The following is a 24,624-nucleotide window of genomic DNA, read 5'->3' on the forward strand; positions in this document are numbered from 1 at the left end:
CTTTCGACATGTTAATCATTGAAAAATTCCATATGCGTTTTTTCGTTTTTATAATACTCTAGGCGATCCTGTAACGTACCTGTATGGAACTCAAATTTATGACCATCTGGATCGGTAAAATAGATGGACTGTTTATCTCGTTCATCTCTTTGTCTTCCTTCTAAAATATTGACCTTATAATGCACGAGCTTTTCATAGATTTTATCGAAATCATCTGCATCGATAGAAAAAGCAATATGTGTATAGGACTGCTGAATTTCATTACGCGGTATATCTGCTTCCTCATTGAGAGCAAGCCACAGCCCATTTAAATCTAAATAAGCAGTGCTTCTCCCTTTCACTAATAGCTTGGCATCAAAAACATTTTGGTAAAATGCTATTGATTGCTCTAGATTAGAAACAGAAAATAAAAAATGATTAATATTTTGTATCGTCATCGCACATCTCCTTTGCCACCTGATGAGCAACTTCGCAGCACAATGGCGAAGTTGCCCCTTACAGCTTCCACTATTTTTTCCCCTTCTTCATACCTTTCGCAATTTGCTTCCATTTGCGTTGCTCATTCAGCTTTGCCTGCATATTCGTTTTTCGCTCAATAAAAGCAAGCTCCTTTTGCAACTTGAAATAGCTTTGCAAACGTGATTGTTCAAGTGCTCCATCATTGATAGCTTGCTGCACGGCACAGTGTGGCTCCATATGATGCGTACAATCTCTGTAACGACATGCGGCTGCAAATTCTTCAATATCACGGAAACTAGAAGATAGACTTTCACTTTGATCCCATAATTGCAACTCACGCATTCCTGGGGTATCGATTAAGCAGCCACCACTTGGCAATACAATTAATTCTCGGTGTGTTGTCGTATGGCGCCCTTTGGCATCATCCTCCCGAATACCTGAAACTTTCATAAGCTCTTCTCCACTTAATGCATTCATTAAAGTGGATTTCCCTGCACCCGATGAACCGAGCAGTGCACCTGTCACCCCTTCTGTAAAGAGGTTCTGAATAGCTGCTATGCCTTCGCCTGATCGTGCACTAGTTACAAAAATATCCACACCAAAAGCTACAAGCTCGACCTCCCGTACCATGCTCGAAATATCTTCACATAAATCAGCCTTTGTCAGTACAATTATTGGCTTCGCACCGGAATCCCAAGCGGCTACTAAATAACGCTCTAAACGACGAATATTAAAATCTGCATTTAAGCTCATTACAAGTAGCACAATATCAACATTTGATGCTACAATTTGTTCCTTTATTTCCTGTCCTGCAACCTTACGAGAAAAAACGGACTTTCGGTTAAATAATTTATGAATTATCGCCTTTTCTTCCCCCGCCATCTTCTCTACTAATACCCAATCTCCAACTGCTGGATAGTCCTCTCTTGCTACAGATGTATATGCAAAATGTCCAGCGACTGTAGCTAGCCATTCTCCTTCTTCAGCTAGTACACGGTATGAATGCTTATGCTCTAAAGTAACTCGTGCAGGTACACAGTTCGCTAACTTTGATTCCTCTTTAAAGGCAGTTACTTGCTCTTCAAAATATGTTGAAAACCCTAATGTTGTTAATTTCAATTGTTATTCCTCCTAAATGTGTCTATCGATTACGCCTCTAAGTGCGTAACAAGCATAAAAAAACCTTGAAACTGCAATTCGGCAGTTTCAAGGTTTCACAGGCACGTTTAAGGGAATACACAAATAGCCTTTGTCACATAGTAGTCGTTAACTCTACGGGCAAGGTCAAATCGCATATTTTAGGCGTGTGAAATTGAACAAACCGAATTGCAGTTCGTTAAAAACGGATCTATTCATCATGTCACATCACCTACTTCCAATTTAGATGTTACCAATATATCTAAATTGTTCATAATTGTCAAATAAATTTATTGAAGCATGTACGCCCTTCCTATCTGCATATAATGTACAAGACCACTATTTGCGAAGGAGATGTTGAATTGTCAAAAATTATTTCTATCAGCACATATCAACCACCTTACACATTGCAACAGGCGAACGCGGAGGCGTTAACAAAGGAGCTCTTTTATGAAAAAATACCAAAGTTAGAGCGTTATTTAAAAGTATTTGATAATGGTGGCATCGATACTCGCCATTTCTGTGTACCCGCTGAGTGGCACCGCAGTGAGCATACTTTCGAAGAACGTAACAATCTGTATATAGAGCTAGCAACACAATATAGCGTTGAAGTCATTCAAGCCTGTTTACAAAATGAATCTTTTTTAGAAGCTCCTATTACCCCTAAAGATATTGATGCTATTATTTTCGTGAGTAGTACGGGCATATCTACACCAAGCATAGATGCTCGTATTATGAATCAACTGCCTTTTTCTGATAGGTTAAAGCGCATACCATTGTGGGGGTTAGGCTGTGCAGGGGGAGCTGCTGGAGTTAGTCGTGCTTATGATTATTGCAAAGCGCATCCTCAAGAAAAAGTACTTGTTGTATGTGTCGAACTTTGTAGCCTAACTTTTCAGCAAAACGATCTTTCTAAAAGTAATTTAATCGGCGCATCCCTATTCGCTGACGGCGCTGCCTGCATACTCGTTTGTGGGGACGATGTAGCAATTCCTACAAAAAAACCAATTCCTTCGATTGTTTCAACTGGTTCCAAGTGGATGCCCGATTCAGAAAATGTAATGGGCTGGAATATAAAAAACAATGGCCTTCATGTCGTATTCCAGAAAAGTATTCCATCCATTATTACGAATTGGCTTGGTCCTTTCATTGAACAATTTTTAGTTGAACAACATCTTTACAGTGAGCAGCTTGATCATTTTATTGCACATCCAGGGGGAAAAAAAGTGTTAAAAGCGTATGAGGATACGTTATATCTTGCTGAACAAAAAACCGACATTTCTCGGGAAATATTACGTCAACACGGTAATATGTCTTCTCCTACTGTTTTGTATGTACTAGAGCAGTTTATGTTAAACGAAGGGCAAATAGATGATATTGGGCTGCTTGTCGCCCTCGGTCCAGGCTTCTGTGCGGAGGCTGTATTACTTAAATGGAGGGAGTAATATGCTTTTTTACATTATTTTAATTCTTGTTATTCTACAAAGATTAACAGAGGTTTTAATAGCAAAACGTCATGAAAAATGGATGCTTGCAAAAGGAGCCTATGAAGTTGGTGCATCTCATTATTCGTATATGGTTGCTTTGCACGTTAGCTTTTTTCTATTTTTAATTGTTGAAGTAGTTTCAAATAATAATGGACCATCGTCCTTATTCCCGTTATTATTCTTATTATTCCTTATGGTTCAAGCTTTGCGTATTTGGTGTATCCGGTCACTAGGACCATTTTGGAATACAAAAATACTAATTTTGCCTGGCGCAGAAGTTGTACGCAAAGGCCCTTATACATTTATGCGCCACCCAAATTATGCTGTTGTTAGCTTGGAGATTCTTCTACTACCATTTATGTTTCAAGCTTATTTCACAGCATTTTGCTTTACGCTCTTAAATATTACAATGCTGTCAGTACGGATTCCCGTCGAGGAAAAAGCATTACGTGATGCGACAAACTATAATCATGTATTTAAAAAGAATCTACCACAAAAGTAATGTGGTAGATTCTTTTTTACGTAAATTGTACAAATTGACTACTTTTTACTGGCGTGGCTTAACACACAATCTAGCAATACTACTTTAACTCCATTCCCAATTAAATGGATCCTCTAGATGCTCCCATGGCTCCATAAATTCATTAGTCGTCAACAGACATGCATCCAGCTCTTTTGTTATTGCTTCTTTGTCTAAATCGATGCCTATTATGACTAGCTGTGTCATACGGTCACCGAATTCCTCATCCCAATCCTCCAAAACCTCTGGGCTTTGTGAAAAAACATCCTTTTGCTGCGCTGTTGGTAATGCCGCCACCCAATAGGAAACAGGTTCAATTTTTGCAGAGGAACCTGCCTGTGACAATAACAACGCTACTTCCTGATGTTTTGCGCTCCAAATAATACCCTTTGCACGCACAATGGATTGAGGCATATTATCGCACCACTCCACAAAACGCATTGGATGGAAAGGTATTTTACGCTTATACGTGAATGAAGCAATGCCATACTCCTCTGTCTCTGGTGTATGATTTTCATGCCCAAGTTCTAACTCTTTTAACCAGCCAGCAGATTCTGATACTCTCTCAAAATCAAAACGTCCTGTATTTAAAATTTCACTTGGCTCGATTACACCATTAATTGTACGTATTAGCATTGCCTCAGGTTGTAATGCACGCAAAATACGTTCTAATCGTTCAAGTTCATCTTCTGTTACAAGGTCACACTTGTTCAATACTAAAACGTCACAAAATTCAATTTGGTCAATCAATAAATCTGCCACATCTCGTTCATCTAAATCACCAACTGCTTCCTTGCGCTCTAACAAGCTTTCGCCTGACTGAAAATCATGCCAAAAACGGTGTGCATCGACTACAGTCACCATCGTATCGAGTTGACAAAACTTTGTTAAATCAATTCCAAGCTCCTCATCCAAATAACTGAACGTTTGCGCAACTGGAATAGGTTCACTAATACCCGTTGACTCAATTAAAATATAATCTATATTTCCAAGCTCCGCGAGGCGTTGAACCTCTTGTAATAAATCCTCACGTAACGTGCAACATATACAACCATTGGAAAGCTCTACGAATTTTTCCTCCGTTCGAGAAATACCACTTCCACTTGCAATTAGTTCTGCATCAATATTGATTTCACTCATATCATTGACAATAACAGCCACCCGTATATTTTTCTCATTTTGTAGCACATGATTCATCATCGTTGTTTTACCTGAACCTAAATAACCACTTAAAACTGTCACTGGAATTTTCTTTGTCGTCATATTCCAACCTCCTTAAATCGTAATGATTACTATTTACAATTTGTAATTTAATCATAGAAATGCTGAAAATGCAATGCTTAACTTTTTGAGTAGCTACATATTGACAATAGAAAATAAAAATAATATTGTATAAAGCGTAATGATTACTATTTAAAAGGAGTTGATAGGATGCGTGTTCAAATTATTTTAGCCTGTACAGAAACTGGAGATAAAAACTACATTACTTCAAAAAATAAACGAAATAACCCAGAAAGACTGGAGTTAAAAAAATATTCTCCTCGTTTAAAGCGCGTAACGTTACACAGAGAAACAAAATAATAAAATTCAACGTCAACTAAACAATCCAGACAAAAGTTTTAAAAGTTCCGCTATGTAAGATAAAAAACTTTAGCATTTTTCGATCAATAAAGTTTAGAAATGAGCACTAGTTGTTGAGAGCAGGCCTGCTTAGAACGTAAGGCGTAACAAACCACAAACTTTCGTGTGTTGCGCCTTACGTTGTACTGAGCGGAAAGGGACCGCAGTAGCTAAGCGACGGTCACAGCAAAAAAAGCGCTAGATTGATTGTAGTCAATCTAACACTTTCTCTCTTCATACCATCCATATAAACTACCTCGTTTTTACATAGACCTATTCACATTGATCTCTATAGCGAGCTGAGTCAATTGGTGCTCTAAGTCATCTAGAATACGAACTTTCTTCTCTAGTTGCTCCTCAAAATCATTGGATTGCGCTATTATTTTTTGTATTTTAGCATCTAGATTTAAAAGCACCTTCGAATTGACAGACGTATTTTTTCCATTTAAGGCTACAGTGCCTGTGTTGTTGTTTTTAATATCCATTAACTCAAAGGACAATCTATTCATTTCATTGTCTCTTTTTGCTAACTCCTTAACTAAATAGTCATGTACATTATTTTCATCATTTCTCTGTACGGCTTCGATTATAGCATTCATTTTTTCATTCGCTGCTTTTGTAAATGTACTTAGCTGTATTTCGAGACTTTCAATTGCCTGCTTTTCTTCCGCTACATAGTTTCTTTTAATAGTGAGCAGTTCATTATTGTTTGCCTTTGTTGTTTGCCGTAATTCTTTATTTTCAGAACGTAAATGTTCAATTTCTCTTAATAATGTATCTATCGAGGAAATGTGTTTTTTTCGTTGATTTTCCCTTCTCTGTATTTCCTCATTATAAGCCTTTAATTCCCTTTCATTCGTTCTTTTTAATTTCATCCGATCCATCGCAAGCTCTTTATTACGTTTTGTCAATTGAACATTTTCCCGCTCTAGTCTAAGTACGAGTGAATAATAATCGCTATCTCTAAGTCTATTTATTTCATTTTTATATTTAGCAAGCTCTGCTCTTAAAAAAATAATCATTTGCTGGAGCTGTATAGGATCGTTATTTTTAACGCTTTGATTATCCACGTTAGTACCTCCTATCACGTTAGCTTTTCAAATAATCTATTATTTCCTCAAATTGCACTTTACTATCAGCTATTAAATCATCAAGTTCTTTTACGAGACGCAATTCAAACTGCCCTGTTATATTCTCTTCTGGTGCTCTCCTGTCGCCAGATAATAAATAGGAAAGCAGTAAATGCAACGTACTTTTTTCAAGAAATGCAAAGCTATTATCTCCCTCCTTTCTAAAGTCCGTGACATTACTAAGTTGATCCTTCATAAAATGACGAACGATTTGTTCTAAACCCGCTTCTAGTTTTTGTTCTTCTATTTCACTCATCTTGTTCCTCCTGTACAACGTTAATTCCATTGAGATTAATAGGATTTAGCACGAAGACACCATCTTGTAGCTCATCGCAATATGTAAAGCCCGTTATTGTACCAGCATAGGATAAATTATGGGACCATTTAATTTGGAAATTAGTAAATGAAATCGTCTCATTCGGCTCAATTGTTGTTTTGCCTATTGGTTTAAGCCAAAATTCTGCATTGTTAGAGCTATCATTTATTCGTTCCCAGCTACCCGAAGTTTTTAAATTTTGACTAAAATGTTCATATACATATCTACCTGAGAAGGAAAACGGGGAATCTTCAGGTAGCTTTATGCACAAATAAGGATTTGTTATTGGCTGATTACCTATATTGCGAATATGATACGAACCAAGACATAGACTCTCCTGTTCTGAATCATAAGAAATATTAAGAGAAGTCGTAAAATAACTAATAACACTTACATTTTTTTGAAAATTTTGTTCCTCCACTAACTTTTTTATTTCACGGACATAAAACGTCGTTTGCTCTTTAAGATTCTTTATTTTTTCTTCTACAGAATCTTTATGAGTATTCATAATTAGTGCCCCCTTGCCTATATAATATGTAACAAAAATAAAAAAAAGAGAGGATAATCCTCTCTTTAAGGTATGACATATGTTTATGTGTTAGCACTCCTAACCCATAGTTGGGAAAATAACGGAGCATTGCTTTGGACGAACCGTTGACGGGCATGAGAATGGTAAATCTGCTCTTGGCTCGCAGTAATTTGCTAAGAATTCCACAGTAACTGGGAATGTGGATTGAATACTTTGACAAACTGCTACTGTGATTGTCAACGCAGAAAACGTAATTGTTCCAGTACCAGCAGTAAGCGTACCTGTTGTACACACGAAGCAATCTAAATCTGTATAAAGGATTTCTACATCTGTTCCTTTTGGTGCACATAATGTAACTTGTTCACAACGTGATACCGGAATCTCACTACTTGTTAATACAGCTCCAGTTGGTAAAGTAACAACAATCGTAAGAACAAAGTTCTTTTGAATATTTAAGTGTTGTAGACAAACTGTTGCTCCATCAATAGAAAATTGACGGTTCTCACGATTTAAAATTACGATTGGGTTTGTCGCAGCCGGAGTTACTCTACATGTGACAATTGCACCTGTTAAAACCGTCGCCGGTGTTACGCCTGGGAAGGTAATTGCACCTGTTGGAGAAATATCAAATGACATTTCCTTTACAATCCAGTCATATACTTTATCGACGTTTATACAAATTAGTTCGCGCGCCTGGGATGGCATATTATCTTGCATCCTTTTGACACCTCCATAAGTTTTTTATCTTTCGTTTGTAGCATATGATTTTTAGCGTTAAGTGCATGGGCTAACAAATAATTTACCATGATAATTATTCAACAAGTGTTATTGCTATTTACTATTAAAGAACACTTTTCTCTCCTTTCGAGTAGGCTTAAATGATTTGTAACAGAAAGTGGAGTTTTTTAATAAAATACTAATGGACTGAAAGGGGTGAAATGCAATGGAAGATTCAAAGTTGTACTCCACTCAAGACATTGAAAAATTAAAAGAAAAAATCGATAGCTATAAAGAAACGTTAACAACATTAAAAATGGGTACTTCAATCGAGGATTACTTATTTATGAAAAATGAGTTTGAGGATCTTAAAAAACAAGTTGTACATTTAGAAGGACTCACAGAAACAATTGATGGTAAACACAGTATGCAAATTAAAGAATATGAAGAGCAAGTCAAACAGCTTTCTATTCATATTGAATCCCTCAATCAAGCAATTGAAGAAATGAATCAAGAAATTTTAGCCGTATTAAATAAATTAATAACCGTTGAAAACAATATACCAAAAGACAATTTCCCAACAAATGTTGATGAAAGCTCAGTAAAAAATATAGTCCTTCCTTCGAGAAAACTTCTAGAAAAAATAGAACAAACTACTGTACAACCACCATTACCTACCACTGAACCAAGTTATAAATTCCTTCAAGATTTGGCTGGTAAAGCTTTTAATATGAACAATGGAGTACCTTTTCCTCCTAATGATCATCCTGTGCAAAAACAAGAAGAACGCCATTTTAACCAACACTATTTTCAAACCATCAATACACACCCGAGTCAGATTTATAACGGTTTATATAGAAACACCACAGCAGAATCAACTTTTCATTTTAAAAATGCAGCAGACACGCAAGGAATCCCAGTAAGCGTTGTAGAAGCAAATAGTTTAACAGCTCCTATAGCAAAAGAGGAGAATACGGAAGCTATTGCTCCTACTGCTAATGACTTGAACATAACAGAAGCTTCTGTTCTTAACGCAAATGATTTGGAAATAGTAGAAGCCTCTTTTCCAATTACAACTGAATTAGAGATAACAGAAGCCTCTTCTTCTATCGTTCATACATCATCAATTATTCAAGCTGAGCCTTCTTCTTTAAGCGTATCGAAGGAAAACATGGAACTAGTAAAGGAAGAAAGCATTACACAAATGGAGTTCAATAACCAAACTGAAGATATAAAAGAAGTAGTGGAGGAAGAAGTGAAGAAAGAAAAAAATTCTTTATTTTTCAATCTATTTCGCAGACGCAATTAGCTTGAATCTCTCGGAGGAAAAACAATTAAACCTTATACAATCAACCATCATTATTCCTATAGATAAATGTCCAATAGGTATCCAAAAATACATATTGGACTTTTTTACGTCCAATAATATTAGAATTCTGCTTGCAAGTACCCTTTAATAACTTTTAAGCACGGTGAACATGTAATAGTGGTTTTTCAAATTTTCACTAGTAGACAATAGACTAACCCGTATCACTTACAGGCATTTTTCTCTTTTTCTTTTATTGTAAAAATAGCTTTATGAATGTAGTTGATAGCCCTTTTTCTTTATTCTTCTATGAATAGAATAATGAAGAAAGGAGGTGTAAATATGTTCTTATTTGATCCTATGTCTAATAGTGGATGTGGTTGCTCATCTAGATCTAATAATATGGAATGCCAAAATTTTGGCCCATTTTTAGCAATTGATGCTGCATGTATCACTCCACAACGAACAGTTACTGAAGGTTCCATTATTCCATTCTCTTCTGGGGTTACACCTGTTGTGTTAACTTCTTTAATAACAGGTTTAATCGCTACACCATCCCTTATTGGATTCGGTACTGCAATTCCTGGTGTTACGCTCGTTGGAGATACAGTTGATTTAACTGGCGTATTAACAGAGGCATTTACGGTACCACGCGCAGGTAATATTACAGGCCTTTCTGCATCATTCTCTGCTACGCTTGCCGTTACTTTAGTTGGTAGTACTACTGTTACTGCTACAATCTATCGTGCACCTGCTGGAAGCACGGTTTATACAGCTACAACTGCTACTGTTAATTTAGCTCCGCCATTTACAGGCTTAATCGCAATAGGTACTACAGCATTTGGTTCAGGCAGTTTTGCACCAGTTCCAGTCACTGCTGGTGACAAACTAGTAATGATGTACTCCATGACTACAGCTGGTGTAGCTGTTGCTCAAGTACTTACTGGTACAGCAAGTGCTGGCATTACAATTCAATAAATTATTTTTTTAGCATCCCAGTTTATACGACTAAAAAATCCACACACATTTGAATAGTCAAAATTTTAAAAAGCGACTTTCCTCAGAAGTGAGGATAAGTCGCCTTTTTTCTATTTCGCCAGAGCATTTTGTATATGGGCAAGATGATGCTTTCCATGCCATGCATAGAGAGCGAGTGCTTTTTCAAGCGTCATTAGCCCGTTGTCTGGATGTTGAAAAGCCCGTTGTAATTGCTCATCCGTTAAACTTGTCAGCAAATAAACCCAACGTTCATGTAAGCTTTCAAGTAACTTATAGGAAGTGGCAACTGGCATATCCGAATCCGGAAGCACTGCCCAATCCACTTCATTGTATGGCTTAATTAGCGGTGTATCTTCGGTTAAAGCTAATTTAAAGCGAATAAAGCTATTCATGTGACTATCCGCCAAATGATGGACTAGTTGTGTTACAGTCCAACCATTCTCTCGGTAGGATTTCGCTAATGATTGTTCACTTGCTCCACTTAATGCCTCCGCTAATTGCCTCGGCAATAAACGGATATCATCAATCCATTTCTGTACTTGCTGTGCGGTCACTATTTCTGGAAATTGAAATTGTCCAATCGGATACCGTAAATCGTTCATATAGCTCGCCCCCGTTTCTCTTTCTAATTTCATTATACTACCAATTTAGAAGTTTCATTTCATTTAAATTTAAAATTTTATCGGCGATTGCGTGAGTTTTATCGGTGATTTGAGCATTTTTACCGGCGATTGCTCGACTTTTATCGGCGATTCCGGCACTTCTACCGGCGATTGCCATTTTTTATAACAAATCCAACTAATGATTTCAAAGGATGTATAATCGGAATGTTAAAATCCTTTTCAAATTGTTGTGCCGCTTCGACCATCGAAAGCTGGGCAACAGAAATTAGCCGACCTTCGCCAATTATTTCCCGGAAATATTCCATTATTGCATTGTTGTATGCTTGCTTTTTTCCTTGCATAATAAGCTCAAATGTATTGTCTATTACCTTTGCCTGAACGTTTATCACTTTATTGTGGAGCTTAGCATATTGGTAGAGTCTGTCCATCGTTCCCTCCACCGTTGCAGGGTTTGTAAAAAGTATTATTTGTGGTTGCGTCACTTTGCAAAGTGATTGAAAATAGGGTTCATCTATTTTTATAATTGGTATGGATAATGACAACTCTTCTTCCTTTAACAACGCAATATAATTTGTACATGTAATTAAAATGGCATCGACATTACAGCTGGCTATCCACTCCACTTGCTCCTTCACTTTTAATGACAAATCGTCAGTACCCTTTGCCACATGCTGAATAAGTCCCGGATCAACAAAATGCTCAAGCTCTAATTCATGAAAGCTATTAAAAGCTTGCTCTATGTAATCTATATTTGAATGATGTGCGTGCAAACAGCCTAATCTTTTCTTCAAATGCACTCCCCCTAAAGATTCTTTTCCATTGTTACAATCGGAAGAGAAAAGCCATTACGATTTTCCCCTATCGTTTCTTTAGTGATAACATATCCTAACGAGCGGTATAACTCAATATTACGTGGTACATTCATACGGACTTTACATTCACTAATCCTTTTCCCTTGTGCACGTGCATAATTTTCAAGTTCAACCATTAATGCTTTTGCCAATCCCTGACCTTGCTTTTCTGGAATGACCGATAGGCGAAAGAAATAAATACCCTGATCCTTCAAAGTAAATCGAACCATTGCTACAGGTGTATCTTTCATATAACTAATAAACGCTTGTTCGCCATTATTTAGCGCCTGTTCAATTGATTCAACCGTTTCACTTAATGCACTGGATGGTGGCGTTGCATGTTCATATTCTTTAAAAGCCTGAAGCATTAATTTATGCACTACTTGTGCATCCTGACTATTTGCCAAAACAATTCCCATCTAAGTCACATCCTTTTTGATTATAAATACATAATATTAAATTTTTATACATAAGTAAACCGCATTACCAAAGATAATGCGGTTACTGAATTAATATTTATTCACAAAACGTATTGCTCTACTCATTACAGTGGGTACAACAGATGCATGATTTTCGTTCAATGCTTCATAAAATTCAATACCCATTACTTGCATTAGCTCATTAGCCATTTGTCGTCCGTCATCTACCATAAAGGTTTCAAGTTCCCCTACACCGATAAATAATTGTTCGTTCACTTGCTTGTGCTCTTCCATAAATACGCTTGCCTTATGGAACAATTCATGTTCATTCCACCAGATGGAAGGGCTAATGGCTATATAACGTTGGAAACTATGTTTTTCATTCAATAATTGCCACAGCACAAAATAGCCTGCTAAAGAGTGACCAAATAAAGTTTGATGCTGTTCATTTACATCGAATTGTTGCTGAATTTGTGGCATTAATTCTTCCTGTAAAAAGCGACTAAAACTTACCGCACCGCCATGCTTATCATATCCATTTCCTTTAAATCTTGCAGGATAGCTATACGTTTCGGCTGGTGCTGTAAAATCATAAAATCGTCGTTCATGCATGTCAGCTCCATGTCCTACACCGACGACAATGGCAGGTACGATGCCTGTTTTGGGCGCATTACGGCTTTGCAGGCGATTTGCTTCCTTCACTAAATTGAAGTATGACGATCCGTCTAATACATATAAAACTGGAAAGCCGCCTTGAGGTGTTTCCCCTTGAGGTACATAGATGTTTATCGTATACGTATAATCAGTAAACTTCGACGTTATTTCATAAGATATAAAATCTGTTACGTTAATTGCTTGTTTTACAGTCATCTATCTTCCTCCTTTAAAACATCATAGCCATAACATACAGGGGTGTTTGTTGCTGGGTCTTCCATTATTCTTGCCGTAATATTAAACACTTTACGCATCACATCCGCACATAAAATTTCCTGTGGTGTTCCGGTTTCCACAACAGCACCTTGACGCATAGCGATTAAATGATCTGAATATCTTGCTGCATGGTTAATATCATGTAAAACCATGACAATCGTACAGCCATGTTGTTCATTTAAATTTTTTACGATATCTAAAACCTCTAACTGATGCGCCATATCTAAATACGTCGTTGGCTCGTCTAACAGCAAAATGCTCGTTTCTTGTGCTAATGCCATTGCTAGCCAAACACGCTGTCGTTGACCTCCAGAAAGCTGTGCAAGCTCTCGGTTGCGATACTCCAATGTATTTGTGACCGTTAAGGCCCATTCAATCATTTCTTCATCCTTCTTCGTTAAGCGATTGACATTATTACGATGTGGGTAACGACCATATGCAATCAGCTCCTCTACCTTCAACTGCCCTGGTGCAATTGGCGTCTGTGATAGGATTGCTAACTTTTTCGCAATTTCTTTCGTCGACAAATTTTGCATATTTTGTTCCTGTAAATAAACCGTTCCCTGTTGTTTCTTTAAAATGCGTCCTATTGTTTTTAATAAGGTCGATTTTCCACAACCATTAGGACCAATAATAGTTGTTACTTTTCCCTCTTCTATCGTTAAGTTCAATCCTTCAAATACACGAACATGCTCATAGCCTGAGGACAAATTTTCCATTCTAAATGCAGTTTGCACACAACTTCCTCCTATGCTTTTGACTTCACTAGTAAATACAAGAAGTACGGAATACCAATAATTGAAACAACAATACCAACTGCTAGCTCTGAAGGTGCAAAGACAGTTTTACCAATAAAGTCGGCGAACACAAGCAGGCATGCACCTATTAGGGCACTCACCGGCATTACATAACGATGTTGAATACCGACAAGCTGTTTAGCAATATGTGGCGCCATTAATCCAATAAAACCAATACTTCCGGAGACAGATACACAGGCGCTCACTAAGCCTACACTTGCCAATAATAATTTAATTTTCTCTTTTTCTAGCGCTATGCCTAAACTTGTAATACTGTCTTCTTCCAGCTGAAAATAATCGAGTAAATATGATTTACGATATACATAAAATCCTAGCAATAGGAGCCATGGCAACATCGATACGACAAAAATCCAATTGGCATTATAAATAGAACCAGCCATCCAAACTGCTGCCGATTCATAATCTTGCGCATTCATTTTCAACGATAGAAACAGCGATAATGCACCAAATCCACTATTAATAGCAATCCCTGTTAAGATCAGTCGCTGCATATCTAGGTGGCCATTTTTCATGGCAAATGAAAAAATTAAAGCTGCGGCCATCGTACCGCCCACAAAACCGAATATCGGCATGATTAAAATAGATAACCAGCTACTAATGTCCGCTGTTACAAGACGGAATTGAAAGAAAAACATAAAAATGACTACTGCTGCACCCGCTCCAGCATTAATACCCAAAATTCCTGGGTCTGCTAAGCCATTTCGTGTAATGCCCTGCAGCACAACCCCTGCCATGCCTAGTCCCACACCAACAAGTGCTGCTATTACAATTCGTGGTAAACGAAATTCAAAAATGACAAGATCATATTTCGGGTTTGGCTCAATACGTAAGAGTGTTTTTAGTACATCTAATACGGACATATCAAAAACGCCATTCGTAATATGGAGATAGCTTGCCCCTAATATAAATAATAGCAGGATAGCGACAGTCGTAATGACTGCACGGGAAGTTTTTTTATGCATGCTTTTCACCTCCGTGCTTACGAACTAAGTATAAGAAGAATGGGACACCGACTAGCGCTGTTAATACACCAATTGGCGTTTCGTATGGGTAATTTACATAACGACTGAGCACATCGCAAAGTGCTAAGAAAAATGCTCCTATTACCGCTGCACATGGAATAATAAAACGATAATCAACACCTACAAGGAAACGTGTAATATGTGGAATGACAAGCCCGACAAAAGCTATTTTTCCGACAAGTGCCACCGCAGTACCTGTTAAACATACAACTGCAAGCATACTAACAATTTTTACTGCTTTTGTTTTTTGTCCAAGGCCTAAGGCAATATCGTCGCCTAATGCGGTGATAGTAATAGCTCTTGCCGATAATAATGCAAGAATAAGGCCTATTAATCCGAAAGGTATTGAAAGCATTAGCATATCATTGTCTACCGTATGTACCTTAGTGTTATACCAAGCGCTAACCGTTTGCGACACTTGGAAATACATTGCTATTGCTGTCGCTATACTACTCAAAAATGTCCCTATTACTGTTCCAATAATCGCTAACCGAACTGGGGAAAGCCCATTCCTTATTAGTGAGCCAAACCCGAAAACGATGCCTGCTCCCATTGCAGAGCCGAGCATAGATAGTAAAATCATTTGGTAATTTGGAAGTCCTGGAAAAAACACAAGCGCCAATGTAATGACAAATGCGGAGCCGTCATTAACGCCCATCAATGATGGAGATGCTAAATAATTTCGAGTAATACCTTGCATAACCGCTCCGGCTACTGCCAAAAACGCACCTACTAGTAATACGGCACAAATTCTAGGAATACGACTAGTCCTAACAATTTGATGATCAATATTCCCAGCATCGAATGCCGTAAGTGCTTGCCATACGGTTAAGCTGCTAATATCCTTTGTACCGTACATGACAGAAATTAAAGCCACAATCGCAATTAAGAAAGGTGAAGCTACTAATATAGAAAATGATACTATGTTTGTTTTTTTCAACTGCCACACCTTTTTCTATTTAATCTTTATCTTATAAAAGGCTGGTAATAGCCCGGTGCTTGCACCAATTCTACTACCAGCCTACTTCTTCTATTTAAGTAATTTTTCCGCTGCGACATCTAAGAATTTAACCTTAGACCAAGCAGTACCACCTTGAGCGAGTGGATCAATTGCATTGACGAAAATCTGTTCATTTTTAGCTGCCTTTAAGCTAGCAAAGATCGGGTTTTTTTGCAGATCTTCTAATGCTTTCGGTGCATCCGTATTTTCAGATTCCTCAAATTGTAGGAAAATCGAGTCTGGGTCGATCTCCGCTAACGTTTCAAGTGAAAGCTCTGCTTGCGCTTTTGTCGAGTTTAAAATTTCAGGTACTGGAGCACCTAAATCTTCATACAGCACAGGATTTAAGTAAACGCCTGCAGGATAAATATACATAACGCCGCCACGTAAGCGAATAATTAATACTTCCTTGTCCGCTAGTTGCTCTTTTGATTTAGCCTGAGCATCCGCTACTTTAGCTTCATAGTCTGCAATAATTTTTTTAGCATCTTCTTCTTTGCCAGTAAGCTGCGCAAGAAGTGTTAAGTTTTCTTTCCAATTTGTTGAAATATGTGAGTAAGGAATCATTGTTTGAATTTTATTTAATTTTTCAGCAGTTTCCTCAGGGAATTTTGAAGTACCGATAATAACGTCAGGATCAAGTGCTAAAATTGCCTCCGCATTTGGCTCCATTTTATTTCCTACTAGTGTTGCACCCTCTAATTCCTTTGTAAGATATGATGGAATTTTGCCACCAATATCAAGTGCACCAACTGGTTTGATACCAAGCATTGCAGCATCTTCCATTGATTCTAAGCTTGCAGCTACAATGTTTTTCACCTTAGCGGGCAGTTCATACGTTTCACCTAAATATGTAATGCTCTGTGTTTTTGCTTGGTCAGTTTGTGTTTCAGTTGTACTTGTTTCTGCTGCTTCATTTTTGACAGGTGTGGATTCCTCTTTATCGGTACCACACGCTGCTAGGGATAGTGCTAAAAGTGCAGGTGCACACATTTTGATATATTTATTCACAATGAATCTCTCCTCATTATTTTCATCTGCTAACGATAATGATAATCATTTTCATTTATAAGTCAATAGTAATTAGCTATTTAATTGATAGCCATTATCATTTACGATTACTATCCTACCAAAGAGAAAAATAGTTGTGAATGGACAATTTTATTTTCTATATGGACTTTTGCCGAAATTATTTTAAAAAAAGAGACAGAATAATAGGAGAAAAAGTGTTAGATTGACCGCAATCAATCTAACACTTTTTGGCTATGCCGGTGTCGTCATTTATAGAGGATGCTTTCCTTGGGTTTATTGGCGAGTTTTTTCATCTTACTGGCGATTTACGGGTTTTTATCGGCGATTTCTCTCGTCTTACTGGCGATTTACTGGTTTTTATCGGCGATTTCTCTCGTCTTACTGGCGATTCACTGGTTTTTATCGGCGATTTCTCTCGTCTTACTGGCGATTCACTGGCTTTTATCGGCGATTCCCCTTTAGACATATTAAGCTTCTTCAATCATTATTTTTCGATATGCTGTTGGAGACATTCCGGTGCTTTTTTTAAATACCCTGCTAAAGTAAAAGCTATCAACATAGCCTACACATTCTGCAATTTCAGTTACTGTAGAATCACAATATCGTAGCAAGTCCTTTGCCCGTCGCATGCGATATTCTGTTAAATAGTTACTAGGATTCATACCTGTATGCTGTTCAAAAAGATATGCAAATCTACGACGCTCGACACCGAATTCCTGTGCAATTTTCGACACTGACAATGGTTTCGAATAGTGCTCGTGAATGTATTGTATAACTTGCTCCATCATTTCATTTGCTGTATCAAGAACCTTCATTTTTGCCGAAATTAAAATCGTTTCCACTAAATTCATAAATATCGACTTTGATTTAAATGTTGCCATACTTCCTGGCATTGCATAACTTTCTATTAGCTGTTGTACAAGATTAATAATTTTTGAGTTTTCACCTGTATTGATTAAGAAATGCTGCGTTGCTAATGGATTAATAGCCTCCTCGTCTGCAGGTATATGATAATGGACTACCGCATACTCCCACACTTTATCACCAATCGTATATATTTCTATTGGCATTTGTGGCCCCGCATGAACAACCATTCCTGGCACCATGATATAAGGAGTACCATTAAAGCTAAAGGACGCACTGCCTGCCAGTGGAAAGACTAAACCACATTTCCCTGGCGCTGTTGTACGCCCGATATCCTTTCGATCTGGTTCCATTTTATTCGTAAAAATATCAACAAAATCCACTGTTGCCTGTGCATAATAATCAATGATTTGATTTATATTTATATTTATTTCCATTCCATCTCACCTATAACATCTTGGACTTGTAAAAAATGATGCAGATCATGTTCTACTAAGCCAGAAAAATAACTGTAAAGTGTAAGCTCAGAGTGCCCGATTTTAAAGCTCTGCTGCCACAATTCATCTGGTAAACGAGCAAGGGCATCTAACAGTAAACGCCTATTATTCAGTAACGATTGCAATATTTGCTCCATACTTTGTAAACGGCTGCTGCTCGCTGCTTCAGCATTCATCTGTTCCACATCGGGCCCCTTAGGTAACTGCTCTTTTGAAAATAGAAATGGAATGCGCTTATGCAATACAAATTCATCCCATGGAATTAAATGTCCAATCACTTCGGCGACTGTCCACTTCCCCTGTTGAATTGGGGAACGCCACTGCTTATCCGTAATATGCGAAAGTCGCTCTAGCCATAGTATAGATTTTTCATAATGCATTAGTGTTTGCTTCTTTTCTGGTTGCAATTCTGTCAGCTCCTTTAGCTATACCGATGTTACAAATGTTAGTTTTGGCCAAATATTTTGCCATCGTTTGTTATGTATCCTCTTTTGATAAATGTCATGCAATTGTGTATTTTCATCAAAATAAGGTGTAGGCGCAACAATCCCCGACAGCAATTGCTGTATGCCATAAGGCGCTACAATTTCCAGTGTACCTTGTGTAAGCCTCACACCAATCGCTGTAGGTATTTCAGGAAAATGCGCAATTCCATCAACGGAAGATTGATAAGGATTACTATCGTTTACGACATGCATTCTAGCTTGATTTTTCACAGACCACGGTTCTTTTGGTAAGAGTGCTAATAATCGCTGTTCATATTGCTTCTCTAGTTGTTCGGAAATATGCTGATTATCGAAATAAATGACATCAATATCACCTAATGGCGTTCTCTCTTTATAATCATGCAAGTAATCCCACACCTTCGAACGAATAAATCCAGCACATACCCAGCCATCCGGTAATTGTAGTTGCTCGACACAGCGTAGAATTTCCATCATCCATGTATCCGACTCAATTAAAGTTATGAAATCTCGTTCTGTTAGTAACTTCTTCATTTAAATTAGACCCCTATTTTAATTGCTTAATAAAACCAGTGCTTTTTCCTTCAAAGCCTTGCTGTCTGTAAAATTGGTGAGACGCATTTCGTTCTTCACGATGACCGCTGTTCAAAGCAATTACCGAAGCCCCCTGTTCCACTGCCCAGTATTCTATCGCTTCAAGCAGCTTCTGTCCAATGCCTTTTCTACGATAATGATGATCTACGACAAAAGCTTGAATCCGTACCTAACTTCCATCATGCTCATAAAATAAGCTATGGCACAATCCTGCCATCCCAACTACGTGGCCGTCCATTTCAGCAACTAAAGTATGATAACTTGGATTTGCTGCTAAAGCTTGAAAACTTAATGTCTTTTTCTCCTCTGTCGTTGGAAACCCAAGCCGCTCCATTAACAAAGTTAAAGCTTTTATATCATGTATATCAACGGATCTAATTTGCACCTTTATTGCCCATCCGATAGTTTTATCATTGCTTATTAACGTTTCCATTTATTACAATAATAACTGTATGACATTATTTTTCAAAGGGGTGTGAATATGAAAATTATTTCTGTACGTGAGGAGCCTAGCTTTGCTAAATTGACGACCCGCTATATTCAAAGTAAATGGGCAAGTGAGGAAAGTATGATGCTCTATGAGGATTGTATTTCACATTGCATCACTGCGCAGGCACCACTTCCGCAGTGGTATTTATTAATGGACAATGATGACATTATTGGCTGTGCAGGTTTAATAACGAATGATTTTATTAGTCGTATGGATTTATATCCTTGGGTCTGTGCGGTGTATATTGAAGAAAGCCATCGCGGGCATGCATACGGAGCATTGCTATTAGAGCAAGCTAAAAAGGATGCCCAGCGACACGGATTTTCACACCTTTATCTTTGTACAGACCATATTGGTTTATATGAACGTTATGGCTTTTCACATATCGGTACTGGCTACCATCCTTGGGGGGAAAGTTCACGCGTTTATGCCGCAAAACTAGATTAAAAAGGGGGTATATGCCAACTGCATTAGCTACTTAAATGTTCGTGAATAAGCTTCCATTCGTTATTTACTACAGTAAAAACATTTGTCGCTCTCCCGCTACCTGATACAAATGTGCCATTATGATATCCCTCGTAATGGTATGTATAAATACATGTAGCAGTATTTGCATCCGCAGTAAGCCATTGAACATTTGTCGCCCGATACACTTCATCTTTTATGACATGCCATGCATGAGTGAAATAAGCTCCTATCTCGTCTAGCGTTGTGCATGTTTGGTCAGTAAACCAATAAACTGCTTGTGGGTGTAATAGCGCTTTGACGTTATTAAAATCATGTGTATTTGTTGCTTCAATGTAATGTGTTAAAGCTTGTTGACAAACCATTTCCATTCCTCCTCTTTTCATCTAATATTAGCTAAATATTTTGCAAATCGAAACACTTATTTAAGTGCTGGCTTTCTTGAAAGATAATACAGTGCGACTAAAATTAATACACATCCAACTAATTGAACAGCGGATATAGATTCACCTAATACCAAAGAGGATAACGCAATACTACTGATTGGCAAAAAGCCCGTTAAAATGCCAGCCATATTTGCTGATACTTTCGCTATGCCAAGATGCATAAGAATAAATGCGATGACTGTAACAACGATTCCAAAATACATAATTAAGCCCCATTCAGCAAAGGACACTTTTTCATATGCAAACTGCCTACTTTCATATAGAGCACACGGTAGAAATAAGACTGATCCAAAACAGCTAACAATCGTAGAAATAGTTAATGCACTAACCCGTTGAGAAATAAATTTCCCAAATATAATAAATAATGACTCACAAATAACTGCACCAAAAACGAGGCAATTCCCAACTACTGATAAATAAGAAATGTTAGAAGTGCCAAATATCCCAGGGGCATTTATTGTCATAGTTCCCATCGTTGCTAAGCATATGCCAATTATGATGTTCTTTGTTAATTTCTCTTTCAATAAGAAAAAGGACAGCAAACCTGTACAGGCTGGGATAGTGCTTGTGATTAACCCTGCTTCAGTTGCTGTCGTTCGTGTTAGTCCATAAAGCATAAAAATATTAAATAAAAACACGCCTGTTAATGCCTGAAAAAATAAATAGAGATAGTCTTTTTTTCGCAATGAAGGCATACCTTCAACCTTTAACAAAATCGGTACTAAAATGATTGATGCGACTAAAAACCTTAGTTCAGAAGCAAGAAACACAGGGAAGCTTTGAACAATGAGTTTACCCGCAACAACAGAACTTCCTACTATACACATAGCAAGGCTAATATTTAGAACAGGCATGATTCGATTCTTCAATAACCTTCACTACTATCTACTAATGATGTACTCAACATGTCCATTACTGCGGAATATAGATTCTCTGGGTTTTCAGCAAGACGATGACACAAATATAAATACCAGTCATGACCATAAGGTAAATATATCTTACAGTTATATCCTTTTCCTTTTAATTTCTGAAGTAAGTCTGGTCGAATGCCATATAACATCTCGATTTCTACATTTGTTTGATGAAAATATTGTCGTTGTTCCATCACTTGTATAATGGATTCATCATGTGTAGCTATAGAAATAGGGTGATTCAATTTTATTAATTGCTCTACATATTGAAGATAGCGACTATTCAACGCTTCTGACCTCTCAAAAGCGAGTGTACTTGGCTCTTGAAATGCTCCTTTCACAATCCGTATCTTCCCAGGATATTGCACAAGTTCTTGTATATCCAACTCAGTGCGGTATAAATGAGCTTGTAACGTAATGCCGATATTGTTGTATTGTGTTGCTATTTTTTTATAAATGTATAGAATATCGTCTGTCTTTGATGACTCCTCCATACTGATCATTAAAATAATGTCATATTTATTTGCCTGCTGAACAAGTTGAAGTAAATGCTTAAAGGCAATTTCTTTGTTTATAGACAATCCAATATGCGATAAATCAAACGATACAGTTTGTTTCATAGACAAAGTACCCAGCTCTTCAATCAACGCCATAAATTCTTTTGTAGCCTTTTGACATTCCTCAAGATTTACTGTATTTTCTCCTATAAACTCCAGCGAAATCTGATAATCTATTGCAGACAAATTTTTTGCTACAGTAACGGCTTCCGCTCTTTCTTCCCCTGCTACATATCGTCTTGCAGCCTTCAATAATAGTGGATAAAGTTCATTCGATTGTTGAAACGCGTCTTTCATTTGATTATTTCTTGCAGCCGATTTCAATGCTTGAATAACTAATCCTTCTGACTTTTTCATTTTTTCAGCTCCTATTCGTTATTTAAATTTACTGTATCATGGTAATATTGGTAAAAATAGAACCACTTATTATACTTTTTAACGGTACCAATTTTAAAAAGGAGTAAAACAAATATGCTGTGGATACCAATAAGTAGAGCATTAGATGTACCTTTAAATAAACAGGTCTATCAACAAATTCGTGAAAAAATTTTAAATGGAACTTTACAAGGTGGGGAGAGGTTGGCGTCAACACGTAAACTCTGTTCAGAATTAAATGTGTCAAGAAATGTTATATTAGAAGCTTATGAGCAACTTGTGGCAGAAGGATTTTTAGTTTCTTATAGAGGTTCTGGTACATTTGTTGTCGATGGAGCATTATTAACTCAATCTAGCAAAGTAACTTTTATAAAAAGAACAGAAGAAAAAACAGAAGAACCGAAAATTGACTTTCGTTCGGGTATACCTGCGTTAAGTTTATTTCCCCGTAAAACATGGGCAAAATTATCTCATAGTATATGGAATGATACGAATCCTTCTCTCTTTGGTTACGACTTACCCGAAGGTCGATACGAGTTAAGGGACGTATTGGCAAACTATTTATTGCGAACAAGAGGTGTTGAATGTCATCCCAATCAAATTGTCATAACCTCCGGTGCTACTCAAGCATTGACAATTATTTCTAAATTATTTTTATCAGCAAATGATATAGCTATTATGGAAGACCCTATTACAAATGATATTCAAACTATATTTAAATCTTCGGGAGCTTCTATTCATTCACTACCAGTTGATAAATCCGGTATGAGAACATCCTTATTACCACAAAATCAACAGCCAAAATTCGTCTTTCTAACTCCTTCGCATCAGTTTCCATTAGGGGGCACTTTGCCAATCCAACGCAGAATTCAGTTAATAAACTATGCAAGGCAAAAAAAATGTTATTTGGTCGAAGATGACTATGATAGTGAATTTAGATATGAAGGCCCTCCTGTAAGCTCCTTACAAGGATTAGACCCTAATCGTGTTCTCTACGTTGGATCTTTTAGTAAAATTCTCTCACCGGCATTAAGAATTGGCTATCTCGTTCTTCCAACAGACCTTGTTGAAAAATGCCGTCAGCTTAAATGGTTTTCAGATCTACATACACCTTCAGTAGATCAGCTTATTCTTGCTCGTTTTATTAAAGAGGGATACTTAGAACGACATATTGCAAAAATGAAGAAGTATTATAAGAACAATAGAGATTTTCTTATCGATTGTTTATGTACAACCTTTTCAGATAGAATAAAGGTTTTAGGCTATTCCACTGGGTTGCACCTCGTTGTAGAAATACAAAACATCAACTTCTCAAAAGCACTACTTGAAAAAATTGAACAATTTGGTGTAAAAGTATATCCAGTAGAAGAACATTCAATTAGTAAAGGAAAATATAACAATCATATTATTTTAGGATTCGGGCATTTAAAAAAAGATGAAATACAAGAAGGCGTGACCCGATTATTTAGAGCAGTCTTTCATAAATAAGAGGTCGAATAGCCTTAAATTCAAGGAGGTTGTTTATGTTAGCTACGATTCACAAAAAACAAACCGGCTATATCGCGCTAATTGAATGCTCACTGTCACATTCAATTAGCGCAGTTTGGGCGGTACTAACGGACAATGGCAAACTTCAAAAATGGATGAGCAATTTAGAAATGATTGACCCTAAAAAAAATGGTAAAATGCGCTTCAATATGAATGACGGAACTGATGCCTTTATAGACATCGCTATTACAGATTATATTGAGCAGGAGGTACTGGAGTTTGACTGGGGCAAGGATTGCGTACGCTTTGAGCTATCACCGACTAGTGAGGGTTCACTATTAGTGTTGCACGAAACAATCGGTCAGCTGACTGATCATACGCCTAAAGATTTAGCTGGTTGGCATATTTGCCTAGAGCAACTGTCTGATTTGTTAAACGGCACGGTGCATGAAGCATTTCCAATGGAAGCATGGCAAAAATGGTTGGCAGAATATACGATACTTTTACAAGAAGTTGAAAAGTAAACAAGCAAAAAAAATACCCTGAGCGGATTGCCAC

32 protein-coding genes are annotated in these 24,624 nt (G+C 37.3%); 9 read left to right on the forward strand and 23 right to left on the reverse strand.

Annotated elements, in window-relative coordinates:
• Positions 1 to 11 precede the first annotated feature (11 nt).
• Together fosM and rsgA are read right to left on the reverse strand one after the other, a co-directional pair.
• Positions 12 to 437: a FosM family fosfomycin resistance protein gene (fosM, locus tag ACQKNX_RS19710; protein ID WP_427430320.1), complete on the reverse strand. Its 426-nt coding sequence runs from the start codon at positions 435 to 437 to the stop codon at positions 12 to 14.
• Between the two features lie 70 nt (positions 438 to 507).
• The gene (gene rsgA, locus ACQKNX_RS19715) at positions 508 to 1,578 is read right to left on the reverse strand and encodes a ribosome small subunit-dependent GTPase A (RefSeq protein WP_427430321.1); all 1,071 of its coding nucleotides are present in this window, start codon (positions 1,576 to 1,578) and stop codon (positions 508 to 510) included.
• 380 nt (positions 1,579 to 1,958) lie between these two features.
• Between rsgA and ACQKNX_RS19720 the strand changes: the two genes are divergently transcribed.
• Entirely contained in the window at positions 1,959 to 3,041 is a 1,083-nt protein-coding gene (locus ACQKNX_RS19720; RefSeq protein WP_427430322.1) for a type III polyketide synthase, read from the forward strand.
• Between the two features lies 1 nt (position 3,042).
• Entirely contained in the window at positions 3,043 to 3,585 is a 543-nt protein-coding gene (locus ACQKNX_RS19725) for an isoprenylcysteine carboxyl methyltransferase family protein (RefSeq protein WP_427430323.1), read from the forward strand.
• Positions 3,586 to 3,669: 84 nt separating this feature from the next.
• Here ACQKNX_RS19725 and ACQKNX_RS19730 read toward each other — a convergent pair whose 3' ends face one another.
• Positions 3,670 to 4,866, reverse strand: coding sequence for a GTP-binding protein (locus ACQKNX_RS19730; RefSeq protein ID WP_427430324.1), 1,197 nt, complete (start codon positions 4,864 to 4,866; stop codon positions 3,670 to 3,672).
• Positions 4,867 to 5,034: 168 nt separating this feature from the next.
• Between ACQKNX_RS19730 and rpmG the strand changes: the two genes are divergently transcribed.
• Positions 5,035 to 5,184, forward strand: coding sequence for a 50S ribosomal protein L33 (gene rpmG, locus ACQKNX_RS19735; protein ID WP_340821894.1), 150 nt, complete (start codon positions 5,035 to 5,037; stop codon positions 5,182 to 5,184).
• A 302-nt stretch (positions 5,185 to 5,486) separates the two neighbouring features.
• Here rpmG and ACQKNX_RS19740 read toward each other — a convergent pair whose 3' ends face one another.
• The 4 genes from ACQKNX_RS19740 to ACQKNX_RS19755 all read right to left on the reverse strand — a co-directional run bounded on the left by ACQKNX_RS19740 (position 5,487) and on the right by ACQKNX_RS19755 (position 7,915).
• Complete coding sequence (locus ACQKNX_RS19740) at positions 5,487 to 6,293, reverse strand: hypothetical protein (protein WP_427430325.1); 807 nt, start codon at positions 6,291 to 6,293, stop codon at positions 5,487 to 5,489.
• A 19-nt stretch (positions 6,294 to 6,312) separates the two neighbouring features.
• The gene (locus ACQKNX_RS19745; protein WP_427430326.1) at positions 6,313 to 6,609 is read right to left on the reverse strand and encodes a hypothetical protein; all 297 of its coding nucleotides are present in this window, start codon (positions 6,607 to 6,609) and stop codon (positions 6,313 to 6,315) included.
• Complete coding sequence (locus tag ACQKNX_RS19750; protein ID WP_427430327.1) at positions 6,602 to 7,177, reverse strand: hypothetical protein; 576 nt, start codon at positions 7,175 to 7,177, stop codon at positions 6,602 to 6,604. Before ACQKNX_RS19750 ends, ACQKNX_RS19745 begins: the two co-directional genes overlap by 8 nt.
• A gap of 99 nt (positions 7,178 to 7,276) precedes the next feature.
• On the reverse strand, positions 7,277 to 7,915 hold the full coding sequence (locus ACQKNX_RS19755) for a hypothetical protein (protein WP_427430328.1): 639 nt from the start codon (positions 7,913 to 7,915) through the stop codon (positions 7,277 to 7,279).
• Between the two features lie 226 nt (positions 7,916 to 8,141).
• On the opposite strand from ACQKNX_RS19755, the gene ACQKNX_RS19760 reads away from it, so the two are divergent.
• Positions 8,142 to 9,224 (forward strand): hypothetical protein, encoded by a 1,083-nt coding sequence (locus tag ACQKNX_RS19760; RefSeq protein ID WP_427430329.1) that lies wholly within the window; start codon positions 8,142 to 8,144, stop codon positions 9,222 to 9,224.
• Positions 9,225 to 9,563: 339 nt separating this feature from the next.
• A complete protein-coding gene (locus ACQKNX_RS19765) occupies positions 9,564 to 10,199 on the forward strand; it encodes an exosporium glycoprotein BclB-related protein (protein WP_427430330.1) in 636 nt (211 codons plus the stop codon).
• 110 nt (positions 10,200 to 10,309) lie between these two features.
• Here the strand turns inward: ACQKNX_RS19765 and ACQKNX_RS19770 are convergent, their stop codons facing one another.
• The 8 genes from ACQKNX_RS19770 to ACQKNX_RS19805 form a co-directional block, all read right to left on the reverse strand.
• Positions 10,310 to 10,822: a YfiT family bacillithiol transferase gene (locus tag ACQKNX_RS19770; RefSeq protein ID WP_427430331.1), complete on the reverse strand. Its 513-nt coding sequence runs from the start codon at positions 10,820 to 10,822 to the stop codon at positions 10,310 to 10,312.
• Positions 10,823 to 10,983: 161 nt separating this feature from the next.
• Positions 10,984 to 11,640, reverse strand: a complete 657-nt coding sequence (locus ACQKNX_RS19775) for a hypothetical protein (RefSeq protein WP_427430332.1) — start codon at positions 11,638 to 11,640, stop codon at positions 10,984 to 10,986.
• Between the two features lie 5 nt (positions 11,641 to 11,645).
• Positions 11,646 to 12,113 carry a GNAT family N-acetyltransferase gene (locus tag ACQKNX_RS19780; protein WP_427430333.1) on the reverse strand — a complete coding sequence of 156 codons (468 nt, stop codon included), beginning with the start codon at positions 12,111 to 12,113 and terminating at the stop codon, positions 11,646 to 11,648.
• A gap of 90 nt (positions 12,114 to 12,203) precedes the next feature.
• A complete protein-coding gene (locus tag ACQKNX_RS19785; RefSeq protein WP_427430381.1) occupies positions 12,204 to 12,965 on the reverse strand; it encodes an alpha/beta hydrolase in 762 nt (253 codons plus the stop codon).
• Between the two features lie 14 nt (positions 12,966 to 12,979).
• On the reverse strand, positions 12,980 to 13,762 hold the full coding sequence (locus tag ACQKNX_RS19790) for an ABC transporter ATP-binding protein (protein WP_427430382.1): 783 nt from the start codon (positions 13,760 to 13,762) through the stop codon (positions 12,980 to 12,982).
• Positions 13,763 to 13,791: 29 nt separating this feature from the next.
• The gene (locus ACQKNX_RS19795) at positions 13,792 to 14,823 is read right to left on the reverse strand and encodes a FecCD family ABC transporter permease (RefSeq protein WP_340821880.1); all 1,032 of its coding nucleotides are present in this window, start codon (positions 14,821 to 14,823) and stop codon (positions 13,792 to 13,794) included.
• Positions 14,816 to 15,823, reverse strand: a complete 1,008-nt coding sequence (locus ACQKNX_RS19800; RefSeq protein ID WP_340821879.1) for a FecCD family ABC transporter permease — start codon at positions 15,821 to 15,823, stop codon at positions 14,816 to 14,818. Before ACQKNX_RS19800 ends, ACQKNX_RS19795 begins: the two co-directional genes overlap by 8 nt.
• Positions 15,824 to 15,913: 90 nt before the next feature.
• A complete protein-coding gene (locus ACQKNX_RS19805; protein WP_427430334.1) occupies positions 15,914 to 16,894 on the reverse strand; it encodes an ABC transporter substrate-binding protein in 981 nt (326 codons plus the stop codon).
• A gap of 288 nt (positions 16,895 to 17,182) precedes the next feature.
• On the opposite strand from ACQKNX_RS19805, the gene ACQKNX_RS19810 reads away from it, so the two are divergent.
• Positions 17,183 to 17,377, forward strand: a complete 195-nt coding sequence (locus tag ACQKNX_RS19810) for a hypothetical protein (protein ID WP_427430335.1) — start codon at positions 17,183 to 17,185, stop codon at positions 17,375 to 17,377.
• Positions 17,378 to 17,382: 5 nt separating this feature from the next.
• Here ACQKNX_RS19810 and ACQKNX_RS19815 read toward each other — a convergent pair whose 3' ends face one another.
• From ACQKNX_RS19815 to ACQKNX_RS19835, 5 genes are read right to left on the reverse strand one after another with little or no spacing between them, the layout of a single operon-like run.
• The gene (locus tag ACQKNX_RS19815; protein WP_427430336.1) at positions 17,383 to 18,216 is read right to left on the reverse strand and encodes an AraC family transcriptional regulator; all 834 of its coding nucleotides are present in this window, start codon (positions 18,214 to 18,216) and stop codon (positions 17,383 to 17,385) included.
• Positions 18,207 to 18,683: a DinB family protein gene (locus ACQKNX_RS19820; RefSeq protein ID WP_427430337.1), complete on the reverse strand. Its 477-nt coding sequence runs from the start codon at positions 18,681 to 18,683 to the stop codon at positions 18,207 to 18,209. The genes ACQKNX_RS19815 and ACQKNX_RS19820 overlap by 10 nt, the downstream gene beginning before the upstream one ends.
• Before the next feature lie 18 nt (positions 18,684 to 18,701).
• Positions 18,702 to 19,274, reverse strand: coding sequence for a nucleotidyltransferase family protein (locus ACQKNX_RS19825; RefSeq protein ID WP_427430338.1), 573 nt, complete (start codon positions 19,272 to 19,274; stop codon positions 18,702 to 18,704).
• Between the two features lie 13 nt (positions 19,275 to 19,287).
• Positions 19,288 to 19,497 (reverse strand): GNAT family N-acetyltransferase, encoded by a 210-nt coding sequence (locus ACQKNX_RS19830; RefSeq protein WP_427430383.1) that lies wholly within the window; start codon positions 19,495 to 19,497, stop codon positions 19,288 to 19,290.
• Positions 19,498 to 19,503: 6 nt separating this feature from the next.
• Positions 19,504 to 19,719, reverse strand: coding sequence for a hypothetical protein (locus ACQKNX_RS19835; protein ID WP_427430339.1), 216 nt, complete (start codon positions 19,717 to 19,719; stop codon positions 19,504 to 19,506).
• A gap of 96 nt (positions 19,720 to 19,815) precedes the next feature.
• On the opposite strand from ACQKNX_RS19835, the gene ACQKNX_RS19840 reads away from it, so the two are divergent.
• Positions 19,816 to 20,271: a GNAT family N-acetyltransferase gene (locus ACQKNX_RS19840; RefSeq protein WP_427430340.1), complete on the forward strand. Its 456-nt coding sequence runs from the start codon at positions 19,816 to 19,818 to the stop codon at positions 20,269 to 20,271.
• Between the two features lie 23 nt (positions 20,272 to 20,294).
• Here ACQKNX_RS19840 and ACQKNX_RS19845 read toward each other — a convergent pair whose 3' ends face one another.
• The 3 genes from ACQKNX_RS19845 to ACQKNX_RS19855 are packed head-to-tail and all read right to left on the reverse strand — an operon-like array spanning position 20,295 to position 22,560.
• Positions 20,295 to 20,654, reverse strand: coding sequence for a YybH family protein (locus ACQKNX_RS19845; RefSeq protein WP_427430341.1), 360 nt, complete (start codon positions 20,652 to 20,654; stop codon positions 20,295 to 20,297).
• Between the two features lie 56 nt (positions 20,655 to 20,710).
• Complete coding sequence (locus ACQKNX_RS19850; RefSeq protein WP_427430342.1) at positions 20,711 to 21,604, reverse strand: DMT family transporter; 894 nt, start codon at positions 21,602 to 21,604, stop codon at positions 20,711 to 20,713.
• Positions 21,601 to 22,560 carry a proline dehydrogenase family protein gene (locus ACQKNX_RS19855; RefSeq protein ID WP_427430343.1) on the reverse strand — a complete coding sequence of 320 codons (960 nt, stop codon included), beginning with the start codon at positions 22,558 to 22,560 and terminating at the stop codon, positions 21,601 to 21,603. Before ACQKNX_RS19855 ends, ACQKNX_RS19850 begins: the two co-directional genes overlap by 4 nt.
• 114 nt (positions 22,561 to 22,674) lie before the next feature.
• Between ACQKNX_RS19855 and ACQKNX_RS19860 the strand changes: the two genes are divergently transcribed.
• Positions 22,675 to 24,066 (forward strand): PLP-dependent aminotransferase family protein, encoded by a 1,392-nt coding sequence (locus ACQKNX_RS19860; RefSeq protein WP_427430344.1) that lies wholly within the window; start codon positions 22,675 to 22,677, stop codon positions 24,064 to 24,066.
• Between the two features lie 35 nt (positions 24,067 to 24,101).
• Positions 24,102 to 24,590 (forward strand): SRPBCC family protein, encoded by a 489-nt coding sequence (locus ACQKNX_RS19865; RefSeq protein ID WP_427430345.1) that lies wholly within the window; start codon positions 24,102 to 24,104, stop codon positions 24,588 to 24,590.
• Positions 24,591 to 24,624: the final 34 nt, after the last annotated feature.

It is taken from the genome of Lysinibacillus sp. NPDC093712 (assembly GCF_050280025.1).
Taxonomy (GTDB): domain Bacteria; phylum Bacillota; class Bacilli; order Bacillales_A; family Planococcaceae; genus Lysinibacillus.